Consider the following 17,236-nt stretch of genomic DNA (forward strand, 5'->3'; position numbering starts at 1 on the left):
ACTCACGCGGACGTATCTGTGTCCGCACCCACCACCTGGAGAACCCATGAAGACGATCGAGGACCTCGGCGACCTGCGCGGCAAGCGCGTGCTCGTCCGCTCCGACTTCAACGTGCCGCTCGACGGCACGACCATCACCGACGACGGCCGCATCCGCGCCGCGCTCCCCACGCTCCGCTCGCTCGTCGACGCGGGCGCCAAGGTCGTCGTGACCGCGCACCTCGGTCGCCCCAAGGGCGCTCCCGAGGAGAAGTACTCCCTCGCACCCGTCGCTGCACGTCTCGGTGACCTCCTCGGGGTCCCCGTCACGCTGGCGGCCGACACGGTGGGCGAGTCAGCGACGGCCACGGTCGCGGCGCTCAAGGACGGCGAGGTCGCACTCCTCGAGAACATCCGCTTCGACCCGCGGGAGACGTCGAAGGACGACGCCGAGCGTGCGTCGCTCGCCGCCGACCTCGCGAAGCTCGCTGATGCCTTCGTGTCCGACGGCTTCGGAGTCGTGCACCGCAAGCAGGCGTCCGTCTACGACGTCGCGCGCGTCCTGCCGTCGGCGGTCGGCTCGCTCGTGCTCAAGGAGGTCGAGTCGTTGAAGAAGGCGACGGAAGACCCCGCGCGCCCGTACGTCGTCGTCCTCGGTGGCTCGAAGGTCTCGGACAAGCTCGGCGTCATCGCGAACCTCCTCACCAAGGCCGACCGTCTGCTCATCGGTGGTGGGATGGTCTTCACGTTCCTCGCGGCCAAGGGGTACTCGGTCGGCAACTCGCTGCTCGAGGCTGACCAGATCGAGACGGTCAAGGGCTACCTGACGCAGGCCGAGGAGGCCGGCGTCGAGATCGTCCTGCCGACGGACATCGTCGTGGCACCGGAGTTCAAGGCGGACTCGCCGGCCACCGTCGTGCCTGCTGACGCGATCCCCGACGGCATGATCGGCCTCGACATCGGTCCCGACTCCCAGGCACTCTTCGCATCGAAGATCGTTGATGCGAAGACCGTCGTGTGGAACGGTCCGGCCGGCGTCTTCGAGTTCGAGGCGTTCTCCGGTGGGACCCGGGCGATCGCGCAGGCGCTGGTCGACGCGACCGCGAACAACGGCGCGTTCACGATCGTCGGCGGCGGAGACTCCGCGGCAGCGGTGCGCATCCTCGGGTTCGACGAGGGTGCGTTCAGCCACATCTCCACCGGCGGTGGGGCGAGCCTCGAGTTCCTCGAGGGTAAGTCGCTTCCCGGGATCGCCGTCCTCGACGCATGAGCGTCGCCCCCCACACCACGAAGGATTCCACCATGGCCAGCACGCGTACCCCGCTCATCGCGGGCAACTGGAAGATGAACCAGGACCACCACCAGGCGATCCACCTGGTGCAGAAGCTCGCCTGGGCGCTCAAGGACGGCAAGCACGACTACTCGGCGGTCGAGGTCACGGTGCTCGCACCGTTCACCGACCTCCGGAGCATCCAGACCCTCGTCGACGCCGACAAGCTCGAGCTCAGCTACGGGGCGCAGGACGTGTCCCAGCACGAGTCCGGTGCGTACACGGGTGAGATCTCGGCCGTGTTCCTCGAGAAGCTCGGCGTCACGTACATCGCGGTCGGTCACTCCGAGCGCCGCCAGTACCACGGCGAGGACGACGCTCTCGTCAACGCCAAGGCGAAGGCTGCGCTCAGCCACGGCATCGTCCCGATCATCTGTGTCGGCGAGGCGCTCGAGGTGCGCAAGGCCGGGGAGCAGGTGCCGCACACCCTCGCGCAGGTCGACGGTGCTCTCGCCGGGCTGAGCGCCGAGGATGCGGCGAAGGTCGTCATCGCCTACGAGCCCGTCTGGGCCATCGGTACCGGTGAGGTCGCGACCCCGCAGGACGCGCAGGAGGTTGCCGGCGCGATCCGGGCTCGTCTCGCCGAGCTGTACTCGGCCGAGGTGGCCGACGCGGTCCGCGTGCTCTACGGCGGTTCGGTGAAGTCGTCGTCGATCGCCGAGCTCATGAAGGAGCAGGACGTCGACGGCGCGCTCGTCGGCGGAGCCAGCCTCGATGCGGACGAGTTCGCCAAGATCGCCCGCTACCAGGCTCACGCCGCCAGCTGATGGGCGCGCGCACCCCGGTGCGCGTCGCCCCCGGCCGCAGGCCCGTCGGAATCGCACGGTTCTGGCGGGCCTGTGGCCTGCGGCCGGCATCTTGGCCTACTCTTGACCTCGGCGCCAGCGGTGCCACACATCACGGGTCCCACTCGCGGGCCCGGCGAGCTAGAGGAACGAAACGAACCTGTGGACATCCTGCGCATCTCCCTCGAGATCATCCTCGTCCTCACGAGCCTCTTCCTCATCCTGCTGATCCTCATGCACAAGGGCAAGGGTGGCGGGCTGTCGGACATGTTCGGCGGCGGGGTGTCGAGCAGCGTCGGCAGCTCGGGGGTTGCTGAGCGCAACCTCAACCGCATCACGATCGGGTTCGCCCTCGTGTGGTTCGCCACCGTCGTCCTGCTGGGTCTCATGATCAAGGTCGGGTCCTAGGGCCTTACGGCCGTTCACCGCGCACTGAGGAGTCAAAGTGGCTGGTGGTAGTGCGATCCGAGGATCGCGAGTCGGTGCAGGGCCGTTGGGTGAGGCAGAGCGTGGTGATACTGCGCCACGCTTCTTCGTCTCGTACTTCTGCGCCAAGCAGCACGAGACTCGGCCGAGCTTCTCGACGGAGGCCGGGATCGAGGTGCCCGAGCAGTGGGACTGCCCGAAGTGCGGGCTGCCCGCTGGCCCGGACGCGCAGAACCCGCCCGCCGCCGTGCGCAACGAGCCCTTCAAGACGCACCTCGCGTACGTGAAGGAGCGCCGGAGCGAGGCCGACGGGGAGGCCCTTCTCGACGAAGCCCTCTCCGCGTTGCGCGCCCGCCGCGGAGGGCGGATCTGACGCTGAGCGGGGGCTGATCGCCGCTCAGCGGCGCGCCGCCTACCTGTCCGAGCCGGCGCGCCGACTACCTGTCGCCTAGATGTCGGAACTGGTGGCTCCGTCAGATGCTGTCCCACCGCCGCCTGTGGGCGTCGGCAGCGCCGACGCTGCAGCGGTGTCGACGAGCCAGAGGGTCAGGTACTCACCGACGGCGCCCGTGATCGGGGCGACCTCGATGTCCGCTCCGCCGAGTGCGGCGGCGACCGCAGGCGCCTTGTCCTTCCCCGCGGCCACCACCCACACCTCGTGGGAGGCGCGCAGCGCCTCGAACGTCAGGGAGACGCGCTCAGCGGGCGGCTTGGGGGAGTCGAGCACCCCGGTGGTGGGCTGGCCGGTCACGGCGAGCGCAGCGTTGCCGGGGAACAGCGACGCCACGTGGGCGTCCGGGCCCATGCCCACGAGAGTGATGTCGAATGCAGGCGTCGACGCACCTGCTTCTGCGAGGCGCGCGAGCTCCCTCGCGTACTCCTCGGCAGCGGTCTGCGGGGTCCGCTCGCCGTCCGCGGCAGGCATCGCGTGGACGTTCTCCGCGGGCAGCGTCTGCAGCGCGTCGATGAGCGCGTCGCGCGCTTGCGTCTCGTTGCGGTCGGGGTCGCCCGCGGGCAGGAACCGCTCGTCGCCCCACCACAGGTGCACGCCGGTCCAGTCGACGGCGTCGCGCACAGGGTTGCTGCGGACGGCGGCGAGGGTCTTGATGCCGACGGTCCCACCCGTGAGGACGACGTGCACGGGCGACCGGACCGACTGGATGTCAAGGATCCGGGTGAGCAGTCGCGCCGCAGCGGCCTCCGCGAGGACGTCGGCCGACGGGTGGACGACGACGAGCCGGTGCCCGGTCATGCTCCCACCACTGCCGCGTCGAGACCGCGGCTGAGCACCTCACCGTAGACCTCGTCCGGGTCGAGCCGGCGAAGCTCCTCGGACAGGCACTCGCGGAGCTGGCGGACGGGCAACGAGATGCGGTGGACAGGCTGGTCGGGCTGGGTGAGCGTCGCGATGTGGCCCTCGGGACGGTCGATGATGATCTCGCCGGACGCTCGCCGCAGGACGACCCGCGTGATCGCCTGGGCCTCGGGCCGCCGGTTGAGCGTGACGGGGCAGTCGAGCCGGTGCCCGAGCCACGCAGCGAGCAGGTCGACGGACGGGTGTGACTCGTCGCCCTCGACGATCACGGACTCGACGGGCTGGAACGGGGGCTGGTCGAGCGCGGCCGCGATGAGCCCGCGCCACACGGTGATGCGTGTCCACGCGAGGTCGACGTCACCCGGGCGGTGGTTGGCGCGGAGGGTGGCCAGCGTGGCGCACGGGTCGGGCCGGTTCATCGCGTCCGTGATCCGGATCCGCGCCATGGCGCCGACGAGGTCGTCGGAGGGGCTCTCGGGCAGCTCGTTCGGCCACCACGCCACGATCGGCGCGTCGGGCAGCAGGAGCGGCATGACGAGGGTGTCGGGGTGCGCCGACAGGGGACCCGACGGGCGGAGCACGATGACCTCGCTCGCGCCCGCGTCCCCGCCGACGCGGATCTGCGCGTCGAGGTGGTTGGTCGGGCGGTTCTCGTCCGTCGCGATGACGACGATGCGGCACGGGTGCTCACGGCTCGCGTCGTTCGCGGCGTCGATCGATTCCTCGATGTCGTCCTCGTGGCCGATGATCACGAGGGTGAGGACGCGTCCGAGGGCGATGGCACCGCCTTCCTCGCGGAGCTTGATGAGCCGCTTCCCGACTGCTCCGACGGTCGTCTGCGGCATGTCGATGATCACGTGCGGTTCTCCCTCAGCAGTGGTGCGGTCACGTCGGCGGGCAGGGTCGGCCTCATGGTCGACGCCAGGCCCGGCCGTCGCGTGCGAGCATCTCGTCGGCCGACGCGGGGCCCCAGCTTCCCGAGCGGTAGGGGTCGGGGCGGCCTGCGCTCTCCCAGTGGGCGGTGATGGGGTCGAGGATCTTCCAGGAGAGCTCGACCTCCTCGTGCCGGGGGAACAGCGGCGGGTCGCCCAGGAGCACGTCGAGGATGAGCCGCTCGTACGCCTCGGGGGAGGACTCGGTGAACGCGTGCCCGTATCCGAAGTCCATGGTCACGTCGCGGACCTCCATCGCGGTGCCCGGCACCTTCGCACCGAGCCGCAGCGTGACGCCCTCGTCGGGCTGGACCCGGATGACGATGGCGTTCTTGCCGAGCTCGGACGTCGCGGTGGACTCGAACGGTAGGTGGGGCGCCCTCTTGAACACGACGGCGATCTCCGTGACGCGTCGGCCGAGACGCTTGCCGGCGCGCAGGTAGAACGGGACACCCGCCCATCGACGTGTGTCGATGTCAATGCGGATCGCTGCGAAGGTCTCCGTCACGGACTCGGGGTCGGTCCCTGCCTCCTCGAGATAGCCGACGACCTCCTCGCCGCCCTGCCACCCGGCGCTGTACTGGCCGCGAGCGGTATGGGCGTCGAGGTCGGCGGGCAGCCGCATCGCCGAGAGCACCTTGATCTTCTCGGCGATGAGGTCGTTCGCGCTGAACGAGACCGGTTCTTCCATCGCCGTGAGCGCGAGGAGCTGCAGGAGGTGGTTCTGGATGACGTCCCGGGCAGCGCCGATGCCGTCGTAGTACCCGGCGCGACCACCGATGCCGATGTCCTCGGCCATGGTGATCTGCACGTGGTCGACGTAGTTGGCGTTCCAGATGGGCTCGTACATCTGGTTCGCGAACCGCAGCGCGAGCAGGTTCTGGACCGTCTCCTTGCCCAGGTAGTGGTCGATCCGGAACACGGAGTCGGGGTGGAACACCTCGGAGACGACGTCGTTGAGCTCCTGGGCGCTCGCGAGGTCATGCCCGAAGGGCTTCTCGATGACGACGCGGCGCCACGCGTCCTCGGGGGACTCTGAGAGGCCGGACCGCGCGAGCTGCCTGCACACGATCGGGAACGCGCTCGGTGGCACGGAGAGGTAGAAGGCGTGGTTGCCACCCGTGCCGCGCTCGACGTCGAGCTGGTGCACCGTCTCGGCCAGCCGCTCGAATGCGGCGTCGTCGTCGAAGGTTCCCTGGACGAACCGGATGCCTTCGGCGAGCTGCTTCCACACGGACTCCTTGAAAGGGGTCCGCGCGTAGGTCTTCACCGCGTCGTGGACGACTTCGGCGAAGTCCTGGTCCTCCCAGTCGCGCCTGGCGAACCCGGTGAGCGCGAACCCCGGCGGGAGCAGGCCGCGGTTCGCCAGGTCGTAGACGGCGGGCATGAGCTTCTTGCGCGCGAGGTCTCCGGTGACTCCGAAGATCACGAGTCCGCACGGGCCGGCGATGCGCGGCAGACGCAGGTCTCGGGGGTCGCGGAGCGGGTTGGACTCGGCAGTGATGGGTGCGGGGCTCACGTGATCTCACATCTCTTGGTTCGCACGTGCCCCTGGACGAGGCACTGCGGATCTGACCTGCGTGCGCACCGGCGGGACCGGCTCGCGCACCTCGGTGCTGTTCTACAGCAGGGGACGACTGCGCGGGCGGGGTGTCTCAGGATGAGGCGCCGGGGCCCTCGGATGCGTTGGGTCCGCCCGGGGAGACGGGCGAGGAGGGATCGGTGAGGCCCTCGCGCACGGTGTCCAGGAGCTCGGTCCAGCTCGTCACGAACTTCGACAGACCCTCGTCCTCCAGCTGGCGGGTGATGTCGTCGAGGCTCACCCCCACCATCGCGAGCTTGTCGAGGATCTCGCGTGACTCGAGGTAGGTCTCCGTGATGGTGTCCCCGGTGATCTCGCCGTGGTCGGCGACGGCCTCGAGCGTCGCTCGGGGCATCGTGTTCACGACGCCGGGCGCGACGAGCTCCGTGACGTACCGCGTGTCCGGGTACGCGGGGTCCTTCACACCTGTGGAGGCCCACAGGGGGCGTTGCGGGCGTGCACCGGCCGCCGCGAGCCGGGCCCACCGGTCGCTCGCGAGGGTCTCCTCGTGCACCTCGTAGGCGAGCCGTGCGTTCGCGATGGCCACCTGGCCGCGCAGCTCGTTGGCCGCCTCGCTGCCGATCTCGGTGAGCTTGGCGTCGACCCCGCTGTCGACCCTGCTGATGAAGAACGACGCGACCGAGCCGATTCCGCTGACGTCCCGCCCCGCCGCCAGGGCCTGCTCGATCCCGGCGAGGTAGGCGTCGATGACCGCGCGGTAGCGCTCGAGGGAGAAGATCAGCGTGACGTTCACGCTGATCCCGGCGGCGATGGCGGCGGTGATGGCGGGGAGCCCCTCGACCGTCGCGGGGATCTTGATGTAGAGGTTCGGGCGGTCGACCGACGTCCAGAGCTCGTGGGCGAGCGCGACCGTCCCGTCGGTGTCCCGTGCGAGCCGGGGATCGACCTCGATCGAGACCCGACCGTCCTCGCCGTTCGTCGCGTCGTAGACGGGGCGCAGGATGTCGCAGGCGTCGCGCACGTCCTGGGTGACGATGGTCCAGACGTCCTGGGTGAGCTCCTCGTCGTCGGCCGGAGCACCGAGCTCGGTCAGCTGCGCGTCGTACTGCGAGCCCTTCGCGAGCGCGCTCGCGAAGATCGTCGGGTTCGTCGTCACACCGACGACGCCGCGGGTGGAGACGAGCGTGGCGAGCTCGCCGGTGGCGATGAGCTCCCGGGAGAGGTCGTCGAGCCAGATGGCAACTCCCTGCTCGGACAGCTGCACGGTCGCGGGGGACTGGACCGGGGTGGTGTCTGCTGATGCCACGATGACCTCTCCTTACGGTGCTGGACGTCTGGGGAATGCACGACGGGCGGGCCCGTGGGCCCGCCCGTCGTCACTGCTTACTTCTGGTCGCCCGTCCCGCCCTCGGAGGGCGTGGGTGCCGCTCCCGGCGAGGCGGAGCCTGCTGCGGCGAGCGACTCCTTGGCTGCGGCAGCCACGGTCTCGGCGGTGATGCCGAACTCGCGGTACAGCGTCTTGAAGTCGGCCGACGCGCCGTAGTGCTCGATGCTGATGGACCGCCCGGCGTCACCGACGATCTCGCGCCAGCCCTGGGCGATGCCTGCCTCGACGGAGACACGCGCCTTGACGGATGCCGGCAGGACCGACTCGCGGTACTCGGCGTCCTGCCCGTCGAACCACTCGCGGCAGGGCATCGAGACGACGCGCGCCTGGATACCGTCGGCAGCGAGCGCCTCGCGAGCGGCCACGGCGAGCTGCACCTCGGAGCCGGTGCCCACGAGGATGACGTCCGGCTCACCGTTCGCTGCGTCCACGAGGACGTACGCACCGCGCGCGACGCCTGCGGCCGACGCGAACGTCTCGTCCGTCGCCGCGCCGTCGCCGCGCACGTAGGTGGGGACGTTCTGGCGGGTGAGGACGATACCGGCGGGCCGGTCGTTGTTCTCGAGGAGCGTCTTCCACGCCCACGAGACCTCGTTGGCGTCCGCGGGGCGGATGACGTCGAGGCCCGGGATGGCCCGCAGCGCAGCGAGGTGCTCGATGGGCTGGTGCGTGGGGCCGTCCTCGCCGAGACCGATCGAGTCGTGGGTCCACACGAAGGTCGACGGGATGCGCATGAGAGCCGCGAGGCGGACCGCCGGGCGCATGTAGTCGGAGAAGACGAGGAACGTGCCACCGTAGGCGCGGGTGCCACCGTGCAGGACGATCCCGTTGAGGATCGCGCCCATCGCGTGCTCGCGGATGCCGAAGTGCAGCGTGCGCCCGTACTCGTTGCCGATCCAGGCCTTCGTGGCGTGCTCGACCGGGATGAAGGAGGGCTCGCCCTCCATCGTCGTGTTGTTGGACTCGGCGAGGTCCGCGGACCCACCCCAGAGCTCGGGAAGGACGGGGGCGAGGGCCGTGAGGACCTTGCCGGACGCGGCACGCGTCGAGACGTCCTTGCCGCCCTCGAACGCGGGGAGGGCGTCGGACCAGCCTGCGGGGAGGGTGCGGGTCGTCAGACGCTCGAGGAGCGCGGCGCCCTCGGGGTTGCTGTCCTTCCACGCCTCGAAGCCGACGGACCATTGCTCGCGCAGCTTAGCGCCGCGCTCGCCGACCGACCGGGCGTGCGCGAGCACGTCGTCCGCGACCGCGAAGGACTCCTCGGGGTCGAGCCCGAGGGCGACCTTGAGGCCCTTGACCTCGTCGGTCCCCAGCGCGGAGCCGTGGATCTTGCCGGTGTTCTGCTTGCTCGGCGACGGCCAGCCGATGACGGTGCGCAGCGCGATGATCGACGGCTTGCCGGTCTCGGACTTCGCGGCGGCGAGTGCCGCGGCGAGCTCCTCGACGTTCTCGACGTAGCCGGTGCCACCCTGCGTCCAGTCGACGCGCTGGGTGTGCCAGCCGTAGGACTCGTACCGGGCAAGGACGTCCTCGCTGAACGAGATGTCGGTGTCGTCCTCGATGGAGATGTGGTTCTGGTCGTAGATGACCACGAGGTTGCCGAGCTGCTGGTGGCCGGCGAGCGACGAGGCCTCGCTCGTCACGCCTTCCTGGAGGTCTCCGTCGCCGGCGATGACGAACACGGAGTGGTCGAACGGGCTCTCGCCCGGCGCGGCGTTGGGGTCGAGGAGACCGCGCTCACGGCGCGCGGCCATCGCCATGCCCACGGCGGAGGCCAGGCCCTGGCCGAGCGGCCCGGTGGTGATCTCGACGCCGTCGGTGTGGGAGTACTCGGGGTGGCCGGGGGTACGTGAGCCCCACGTGCGCAGCGACTTGATGTCGTCGAGGTTGAGGTCGTAACCGGCCATGAACAGCTGGAGGTAGATCGTCAGCGACGAGTGCCCGGCGGAGAGCACGAAGCGGTCGCGGCCGACCCACTGCGAGTCGCTCGGGTCGTGGCGCATGACCTTCTGGAAGAGGAGGTACGCGGCGGGGGCCAGGGAGATCGCGGTCCCCGGGTGTCCGTTGCCGACCTTCTCGACCGCGTCTGCGGCGAGGGCCTTGATGGTCTTCACCGCACGGTCGTCGAGCTCTGACCAGTCGAAGGGCTGCTCTGCGGGAGCGAACGCGTTCACCGAACCTCATTTCTCCGGGGCGCGAGCCCGCCGGAATCAGTCGTGGACATTCTTGTCACGAGTTCCTCAGGCAACTGCGGCCCACGCTGGCACGCAGTTGCTCCGTCCACCCTATCCGTTCCTGCCCGCGCGCCGGGGGAGTGTCCACGGGGTGACGCACGCGCGGACCCACGCGGGAACCCACGCAGGGACGACGCATCTCACAGCGCACGGAGGGCCGGGCCCCGCCGTGAGAACGCTCCGGGGACGTACCATGGTCGGAGTCCTCCCAGGCATCCGCGCGCTCCGGCCGCGCGCGCACAGCTCGACACTGCCTTCCCTCGGACGCAGAACGGAACCCAGCCCCGCGTGCACACATCGACCCAGGCCACGCCCTCCCTGCCGGACGGACGCGACGACGCGTCGGTCCGGGCAGCAGGCGCACCCGCCCCGCGCAGCAAGGTCGGTGCGTACGTCGCACTGACGAAGCCGCGCATCATCGAGCTGCTGCTCGTGACGACCATCCCGACGATGATCCTCGCCGCGGACGGTCTGCCCTCGCTGTGGCTCGTGCTCGCGACCCTCGTCGGGGGTACTGCGGCGGCCGGTTCGGCCAACGTCCTCAACTGCTACCTCGACCGCGACATCGACGAGGTCATGAACCGCACGAAGCGGCGACCGCTCGTCACCGGGGAGGTGAGCCCGCGCGAGGCGCTCGTCTTCGGTCTCGCCCTGGGTGCGCTGGCGCTCGGCTGGTTCGCGCTCGTGGTGAACGTCGCCTCGGCGCTGCTGACGGCCGGCGCGATCCTCATCTACGTCGTGGGCTACACGATGATCCTCAAGCGACGCACACCCCAGAACATCGTCTGGGGCGGCATCGCGGGGTGCATGCCGGTCTTCATCGGCTGGTCGGCCGTGACGGGCGAGCTCAGCTGGGGCGCACTGGCTCTCTTCCTCGTCATCTTCTTCTGGACGCCGCCGCACTACTGGCCGCTGTCGATGAAGTTCCGCCGCGACTACGCAGCCGCGGGAGTCCCGATGCTGCCCGTCGTCGCGGAGAACACGAAGGTCGCGCGGCAGATGATCGCGTACACCCTCGCGATGGTCGCCTGCTCGCTCGCGCTCGTCCCGCTCGAGGACATGGGGTGGTTCTACACGGTCGCCGCGGTCGTCCTGGGCGCATGGTTCACCTACGACTGCCTGAGCATGTACCGCCGCGCCCAGCATCCCGAGCGGGGCAAGCTCGCCGAGATGCGTGTGTTCCACGGGTCGATCACGTACCTCACGCTGCTGTTCACCGCGGTGGCCGTCGACGTCTTCCTGCCCTTCTGACGGCACAGCGGTTCACTGCCGTGACGTCCGCCGCCGCTCTGCAGGTCTACCTCGACCACCTCGTGGTCGAGCGCGGCAGCTCGCCCAACACCGTCGCGGCCTACCGGCGCGACCTGACTCGCTACGTGGAGTTCCTCGACGCCTCGGGCACGCCGGTGGGCGAGGTCACCCCGGACCTCGTGGAGCGGTACGTGACGACCGTGCGTGAGGGCAGCGACGGACGGGCACCGTTGTCCGCGGCGTCGACGTCCCGCAGCCTGGCAGCGCTGCGGGGCTGGCACCGGTTCTGCGTCGCGGAGGGCGTGGCTGCGGCGGACCCGACGGCGGCGGTCCGCCGTCCGAACCAGCCGAAGCGTCTGCCGAAGGCGATCTCGACCCACGACGTCGAGCGCCTGCTCGACGCGGCGGGTGAGGGGGACGGGCCGGCGCAGCTGCGCGACCGTGCCCTCCTCGAGCTCTTGTACTCGACGGGTGCGCGCATCTCCGAGGCCGTCAACCTCGACGTCGACGACCTCGACCTCGCGCCCGGCGCCGCCTCCGTGCGGCTCCTGGGCAAGGGCAGCAAGGAGCGGGTGGTCCCGGTGGGCTCCTACGCCGTCGAGGCCCTCGAGGCCTACCTCGTCCGGGCCCGCGCGGTGTTCTCGGCGAACGGTCGGGGCACGCCCGCGGTGTTCCTCAACACCCGGGGCACGCGACTGAGCCGGCAGAGCGCGTGGGCGGTGCTGCGGTCCTGTGCCGAACGCGCCGGGCTCCCGGGCGCCGACCACATCTCGCCGCACACCCTGCGGCACTCGTTCGCCACGCACCTGCTGCAGGGCGGGGCCGACGTCCGCGTCGTGCAGGAGCTCCTCGGGCACGCGTCGGTGACGACGACGCAGGTGTACACGATGGTGACCCCGGACGCGATGCGCGAGGTCTACGTCCAGTCCCACCCCCGAGCCCTCGCCTGAGCGCGCCCGCGATGCCGGGGACGGACCTCACACTCCTCGCTCCGGCGCGTTCCGGCCACGCTGCGCCCAGGCTGCGGTAGCGTGAACGCGTGACGAGCCAGGCCCCGACAGAGACCAGTGATCAGACGTTCGACGCCGTCGGACGTCCGATGCCGGACTTCGCCGTCCCCGCTCCGCTGGAGAGCCACGGACCGGCGCGGATCATCGCGATGTGCAACCAGAAGGGCGGCGTCGGGAAGACGACGACGACCATCAACCTCGGCGCGAGCCTCGCGGAGTACGGCCGCCGGGTGCTCATCGTCGACTTCGACCCCCAGGGTGCGGCGTCGGTGGGGCTCGGGGTCAACCCGCACGAGCTCGACCAGACGGTCTACAACCTCCTCATGGAGCGCCGGGCGGACATCCACGAGACCATCGTCCCGACCGGGGTTCCCGGGCTGCACGTGCTTCCCGCGAACATCGACCTGTCCGCCGCGGAGGTGCAGCTCGTCGGCGAGGTCGCCCGCGAGTCCGTGCTGGCGAGGGTGCTGCGTCCGGTCCAGGACGACTACGACGTCATCCTCGTCGACTGCCAGCCGTCGCTCGGGCTGCTCACGGTCAACGCCCTCACGGCGGCCCACGGGGTCCTCATCCCGCTCGAGTGCGAGTTCTTCGCGCTGCGCGGGGTCGCGCTGCTCGTGGAGACGATCGAGAAGGTCCGGGACCGCCTCAACCCCCGCCTCGAGATCGACGGCATCATCGCGACGATGTTCGATCCCCGCACGCTGCACGCTCGCGAGGTCGTCAGCCGGGTGCACGAGGCGTTCGGCGGCACCCTCATGCACACGGTCATCGGTCGGACGGTGAAGTTCCCCGACTCGTCGGTCGCGGCCGAGCCGATCACGACGTACGCGCCCACGCACGCCGGTGCGATCGCGTACCGGCAGCTGGCGCGCGAGCTCGTCGCCCGTGGCGACGCCGCCTGAGCCGCCCGCGGTACCCGCGGGGGGCTTCGAGGTCCGGCTCGACAACTTCACCGGTCCGTTCGACCTCCTGCTCTCGCTCATCGCCAAGCACAGGATGGACATCACCGAGGTCGCGCTCGCGCGGGTGACCGACGACTTCATCGCCTACCTGCGTGCGGGCGACCGTGACCTCGGGACGACGAGCGAGTTCCTCGTCGTCGCCGCGACGCTCCTCGACCTCAAGGCTGCCCGGTTGCTGCCGGCGGGCGACGTCGACGACGCGGAGGACCTCGAGCTCCTCGAGGCCCGGGACCTGCTCTTCGCGCGGCTCCTGCAGTACCGCGCGTACAAGCAGCTCGCCGCCGTGTTCGCCGGGCGGATGGCTGACAGCAGCCGGCGCGTGGCGCGCGCCGTCCCGCTCGAGCCGCACCTCGCCGCGGTGCTCCCGGAGCTCGTGTGGACGTTGACGCCGGAGCGGTTGGCAGCGCTCGCGAACGCCGCCTTCGCGCCGCGGGTGCTCCCCGAGGTCGACGTCGAGCACCTGCACGCCCCGACCGTCAGCGTGCGCGACGAGGCCGACGGCGTCGTCGAGCGACTGCGGGCCCTCGGCGGGGCGACGTTCGACCATCTCGTCGCCGACGCGGGGTCGGTGCTCGTCGTCGTCGCCCGGTTCCTCGCTCTGCTCGAGCTGTTCCGGGAGGGCGTGGTCGCCTTCGAGCAGGAGACGGCGCTCGGCGAGCTCACGGTGCGGTGGACGGGCTCCGCCGTGGGAGCTGTCGACGTCGTCGGGGACTTCGACCTGCCGGTGGAGGTGACCGCCGGTGCATGACGTCGATCACGGTGGCGTCCGCGACGGGGGAGCCGCAGACGTCGCGGACGAGGTGCTCGCAGCGATCGAGGCGGTGCTCATGGTGGCCGACGAGCCGGTGCCGGCGGCACGGCTCGCTGCGGTCGTCGGGCTGCCGACGGTCGACGTCGAGGCCGTCCTCGTGCGCCTCGCCGAGGAGTACCGCGGACGCACCCCGGCGGGGTCCGTCCGGGTCCGGGGCTTCGAGCTGCGCGAGGCGGGAGGTGGCTGGCGCATCTACTCCGCCGCGGCCCACGCGGACGTCGTCGAGCAGTTCATCGTCGACGGGCAGGCCGCACGGCTGTCCCATGCCGCGCTGGAGACGCTCGCCGTCGTCGCGTACCGGCAGCCCGTCACGCGGGGCCAGGTCTCGGCGGTGCGCGGCGTGAACGTCGACGGCGTCATGCGCACGCTCCTGGCGCGCGGACTCGTCGTGGAGACCGGCTCCGACCCGTCCAGTGGTGCGGTGCTGTACGGAACCACGGGATACTTCTTGGAGCGCATGGGTTTTACCTCGCTCGACGACCTGCCCGCTCTGGCCCCGCACCTGCCGGAGATCGACGCCCTCGACTGGGCCGACGACCTCCACGCCCGCGGGCGTGGAGCGGGACCCGGGCCGCAACGGCTCACCGAGCAAACCGACGTGCCTGACCTGGAGGAGAAGTAGATGAGCAACACCCGCGGCGGCCGCAAGCCCGCCCGACCGCAAGAGCCGCCCCGCGACGTCCACGTGCCGGACGGCGTGCGACTGCAGAAGGTGCTCGCCACGGCCGGCCTGGGGTCCAGGCGCGCGTGCGAGAACCTCATCACGAGCGGCCGTGTCGTCGTCGACGGCGTACCCGTCCACGAGCTCGGCGTGCGGATCGACCCGACGCGCAACGTCGTGCACGTCGACGGCCTGCGCATCCAGCTCGACACGTCCATGGTGACGATCGTGCTCAACAAGCCGGCGGGCGTCGTCTCGACGATGCACGACCCGGAGGGCCGTCCCACGCTCGCGGACTACGTCGCGGACCGCAAGGAGCGCCTCTTCCACGTCGGGCGTCTCGATGCCGAGTCCGAAGGGCTCATCCTCCTGACGAACGACGGTGAGCTGGCCAACCGGCTCGCCCACCCCAAGTACGAGATCGTCAAGACGTACCTCGTGAGCGTCGAGGGACGGGTCCCGGGCAACCTCGCGAACACGATGCTGCACGGCGTCGAGCTCGAGGACGGCATCGCGAAGGTCGACCGCTACAAGCTCGTCGACGTCTCGCCCAACGCGAGCCTCATCGAGGTCGAGCTCCACGTGGGTCGCAACCGGATCGTCCGGCGCATGTTCGACGCGGTGGGCTACCCGGTGACGCGTCTCGTGCGCACGCGCGTGGGCCCGATCCGCCTGGGCGACCTGCGCCCGGGGAGCGTCCGGGTCCTCGGGCAGACCGAGCTCGGCACCCTCATGGCCGACGTCGACCTCTGAGCCGCCCCCGTCCTTCGTCCTGACCATCACAACACCAGGGAGTCACCCATGACGGTGCGCGCGATCCGTGGCGCCACACAGCTCGACGTCGACGAACGCGAGCACCTGTTCGAGCGCACGACCGAGCTGGTGCGCGAGGTCCTCGAGGCCAACGACCTCGACTCCGAGGCCCTCATCTCGATCCTCTTCACCTGCACCCCGGACCTCGTGGCGGACTTCCCCGCCGCGGCCGCCCGGGAGATGGGCCTCGGCGACGTGCCGCTCATGTGCGCGACGGAGATCTCTGTCGAGCACGCGCTCCCGCGCGTGGTGCGCCTCATGGCCCACGCGAACCTCGACCGTCCGCGCTCGGACGTGCGTCACGTCTACCTCTACGGGGCGACGTCGTTGCGCAAGGACCTCGCCCAGTGACCGGACCGGACGCGATCGTCGGGACGGGTCTCACGGTCGCCATCGACGGACCCTCGGGCTCCGGGAAGTCGAGCGTCTCGCGCGAGGTCGCTCGCCGGCTCGGGCTGGCGTACCTCGACACGGGTGCCATGTACCGGGCCGCGACGTGGTGGTGCCTCGAGAAGGGCGTCGAGCTCGCCGACGCCGATGCGGTGGCCGCGCTGGTGGCGGACCTGCCGCTCGTCATCGGCGTCGACCCGGACAACCCGTCGGTCGAGGTGGCGGGCACGGACATCGGGGAGGCCATCCGGGAGTCGTCGATCTCCTCAGCCGTGAGCGCTGTCGCGACGAACCCACGGGTGCGCGCGGAGCTGGGCCGCCGGCAGCGGGCCGTCATCGACGAGGAGCGCACGGCGGGCTTCTCCGGCGGTGCCGGGGTGGTCGCCGAGGGGCGTGACATCACGACGGTCATCGCTCCCGACGCCGACGTGCGCCTGCTGCTCACCGCGAGCGAGGCGGCGCGGCTCGCGCGTCGTGCCAGGGACGTCCACGGCGCCGACGACGCTGCCGCCGTCGAGGCCACGCGCGACCAGGTGCTGCGCCGCGACGCGGACGACTCGACGGTCTCCCAGTTCCACGTCGCTGCCGACGGGGTCGTCACGGTCGACTCCTCGGACCTCGACCTCGAGCAGACCGTCGTCGCGGTCCTCGACGTCGTGGCGCAGGTGACGGGCGACCAGGCATGAGCTCCGCCCCACCCGCGGCGCCAGGGCCCTGGGGTCCTCGGTGGGGCCGATGGGTGGGGCGGTTCCTCGCGCGCGGCGTGTGGGACACCCGCGTGCACGGTGCCCACCACGTCCCGGCGACGGGTCCGGTGATCCTGGCCGCGAACCACACCGGTCTCATGGACGGCCCCGTCGTCGTCGGGATCGCGTCACGTGGCGTGCACATGATCGTCAAGGAGTCACTGTTCACCGGCGTGCTCGGGGTGATCCTGCGGGGCGCCGGGCAGATCCCCATCGACCAGGACGGCCTGCGGGACGGCGGACGCGGCGCGCTCGTCTCGGCGCTCGCTGTCCTGCGGCGCGGGGGAGTGGTCGGCATCTTCCCCGAGGGCAACCGCGGACGGGGCGACGCGGCGTCCGCCCGCGCTGGGGTGGCGTGGTTGGCGATCAACGGGCACGCCCCGGTCGTGCCCGTCGCGATCCTCGGCACCCGGCGCACCGGAGAGGCCGTGGGCAGCCTGCCCGGCTTCCGGCGCCGGCTCGTCGTGGAGTTCGGCGCGCCGGTGGTCATCGAACGTCCGCCCGGGGTCAGCGGGAAGCGGGCGCTCGAGGTCGGCCACGAGACGGTCCGCGCCGCGCTCGCGGTCCACGTCGCGGGGGCCGTGCAGCGCACGGGGATCGAGCTGCCGGTCGACGACCCGAACCGCCGCGCCCCGACGTAGTCACGGACGGTGTTCGT

At 70.9% G+C, this 17,236-nt stretch carries 18 protein-coding genes; 13 read left to right on the forward strand and 5 right to left on the reverse strand.

Translation table 11 applies throughout. From position 1 onward, the window contains the following. The first annotated feature begins 46 nt into the window (after positions 1-46). From AC2AXK_RS05680 to AC2AXK_RS05695, 4 genes are all read left to right on the forward strand, one after another. Positions 47-1,249, forward strand: coding sequence for a phosphoglycerate kinase (locus AC2AXK_RS05680; RefSeq protein ID WP_484344388.1), 1,203 nt, complete (start codon positions 47-49; stop codon positions 1,247-1,249). Positions 1,250-1,281: 32 nt separating this feature from the next. Further along, positions 1,282-2,076 carry a triose-phosphate isomerase gene (tpiA, locus tag AC2AXK_RS05685; RefSeq protein ID WP_484344389.1) on the forward strand — a complete coding sequence of 265 codons (795 nt, stop codon included), beginning with the start codon at positions 1,282-1,284 and terminating at the stop codon, positions 2,074-2,076. Between the two features lie 180 nt (positions 2,077-2,256). Then, positions 2,257-2,502 (forward strand): preprotein translocase subunit SecG, encoded by a 246-nt coding sequence (secG, locus tag AC2AXK_RS05690; RefSeq protein WP_484344390.1) that lies wholly within the window; start codon positions 2,257-2,259, stop codon positions 2,500-2,502. A gap of 37 nt (positions 2,503-2,539) precedes the next feature. Then, complete coding sequence (locus AC2AXK_RS05695) at positions 2,540-2,893, forward strand: RNA polymerase-binding protein RbpA (RefSeq protein WP_484344391.1); 354 nt, start codon at positions 2,540-2,542, stop codon at positions 2,891-2,893. A gap of 75 nt (positions 2,894-2,968) precedes the next feature. On the opposite strand, the gene pgl is transcribed toward AC2AXK_RS05695, so the two are convergent. From pgl to tkt, 5 genes are all read right to left on the reverse strand, one after another. Further along, on the reverse strand, positions 2,969-3,772 hold the full coding sequence (gene pgl, locus AC2AXK_RS05700) for a 6-phosphogluconolactonase (RefSeq protein ID WP_484344392.1): 804 nt from the start codon (positions 3,770-3,772) through the stop codon (positions 2,969-2,971). Beyond that, on the reverse strand, positions 3,769-4,692 hold the full coding sequence (locus AC2AXK_RS05705; protein ID WP_484344393.1) for a glucose-6-phosphate dehydrogenase assembly protein OpcA: 924 nt from the start codon (positions 4,690-4,692) through the stop codon (positions 3,769-3,771). The genes pgl and AC2AXK_RS05705 overlap by 4 nt, the downstream gene beginning before the upstream one ends. A gap of 52 nt (positions 4,693-4,744) precedes the next feature. Beyond that, complete coding sequence (gene zwf, locus AC2AXK_RS05710; RefSeq protein WP_484344394.1) at positions 4,745-6,286, reverse strand: glucose-6-phosphate dehydrogenase; 1,542 nt, start codon at positions 6,284-6,286, stop codon at positions 4,745-4,747. 136 nt (positions 6,287-6,422) lie between these two features. Further along, positions 6,423-7,619 carry a transaldolase gene (tal, locus tag AC2AXK_RS05715; RefSeq protein ID WP_484344900.1) on the reverse strand — a complete coding sequence of 399 codons (1,197 nt, stop codon included), beginning with the start codon at positions 7,617-7,619 and terminating at the stop codon, positions 6,423-6,425. A gap of 74 nt (positions 7,620-7,693) precedes the next feature. Then, entirely contained in the window at positions 7,694-9,871 is a 2,178-nt protein-coding gene (gene tkt, locus AC2AXK_RS05720; protein WP_484344395.1) for a transketolase, read from the reverse strand. A 378-nt stretch (positions 9,872-10,249) separates the two neighbouring features. On the opposite strand from tkt, the gene AC2AXK_RS05725 reads away from it, so the two are divergent. From AC2AXK_RS05725 to AC2AXK_RS05765, 9 genes are all read left to right on the forward strand, one after another. Beyond that, positions 10,250-11,182 (forward strand): heme o synthase, encoded by a 933-nt coding sequence (locus AC2AXK_RS05725; RefSeq protein WP_484344901.1) that lies wholly within the window; start codon positions 10,250-10,252, stop codon positions 11,180-11,182. Positions 11,183-11,202: 20 nt separating this feature from the next. Then, complete coding sequence (gene xerD / locus AC2AXK_RS05730; RefSeq protein ID WP_484344396.1) at positions 11,203-12,132, forward strand: site-specific tyrosine recombinase XerD; 930 nt, start codon at positions 11,203-11,205, stop codon at positions 12,130-12,132. 149 nt (positions 12,133-12,281) lie between these two features. After that, positions 12,282-13,097, forward strand: a complete 816-nt coding sequence (locus tag AC2AXK_RS05735) for a ParA family protein (RefSeq protein ID WP_484344902.1) — start codon at positions 12,282-12,284, stop codon at positions 13,095-13,097. Continuing rightward, on the forward strand, positions 13,081-13,905 hold the full coding sequence (locus AC2AXK_RS05740) for a segregation and condensation protein A (protein WP_484344397.1): 825 nt from the start codon (positions 13,081-13,083) through the stop codon (positions 13,903-13,905). Before AC2AXK_RS05735 ends, AC2AXK_RS05740 begins: the two co-directional genes overlap by 17 nt. Continuing rightward, positions 13,898-14,590, forward strand: coding sequence for an SMC-Scp complex subunit ScpB (scpB, locus tag AC2AXK_RS05745; RefSeq protein ID WP_484344398.1), 693 nt, complete (start codon positions 13,898-13,900; stop codon positions 14,588-14,590). Before AC2AXK_RS05740 ends, scpB begins: the two co-directional genes overlap by 8 nt. Beyond that, positions 14,591-15,382: a pseudouridine synthase gene (locus AC2AXK_RS05750; RefSeq protein WP_484344399.1), complete on the forward strand. Its 792-nt coding sequence runs from the start codon at positions 14,591-14,593 to the stop codon at positions 15,380-15,382. A 48-nt stretch (positions 15,383-15,430) separates the two neighbouring features. Next, positions 15,431-15,793, forward strand: a complete 363-nt coding sequence (aroH, locus tag AC2AXK_RS05755) for a chorismate mutase (protein WP_484344400.1) — start codon at positions 15,431-15,433, stop codon at positions 15,791-15,793. Next, complete coding sequence (gene cmk / locus AC2AXK_RS05760; protein ID WP_484344401.1) at positions 15,790-16,518, forward strand: (d)CMP kinase; 729 nt, start codon at positions 15,790-15,792, stop codon at positions 16,516-16,518. The genes aroH and cmk overlap by 4 nt, the downstream gene beginning before the upstream one ends. Then, on the forward strand, positions 16,515-17,219 hold the full coding sequence (locus AC2AXK_RS05765; protein WP_484344402.1) for a lysophospholipid acyltransferase family protein: 705 nt from the start codon (positions 16,515-16,517) through the stop codon (positions 17,217-17,219). Before cmk ends, AC2AXK_RS05765 begins: the two co-directional genes overlap by 4 nt. Positions 17,220-17,236: the final 17 nt, after the last annotated feature.

The sequence above is a fragment of the Sanguibacter sp. Z6_81 genome (assembly GCF_057180625.1).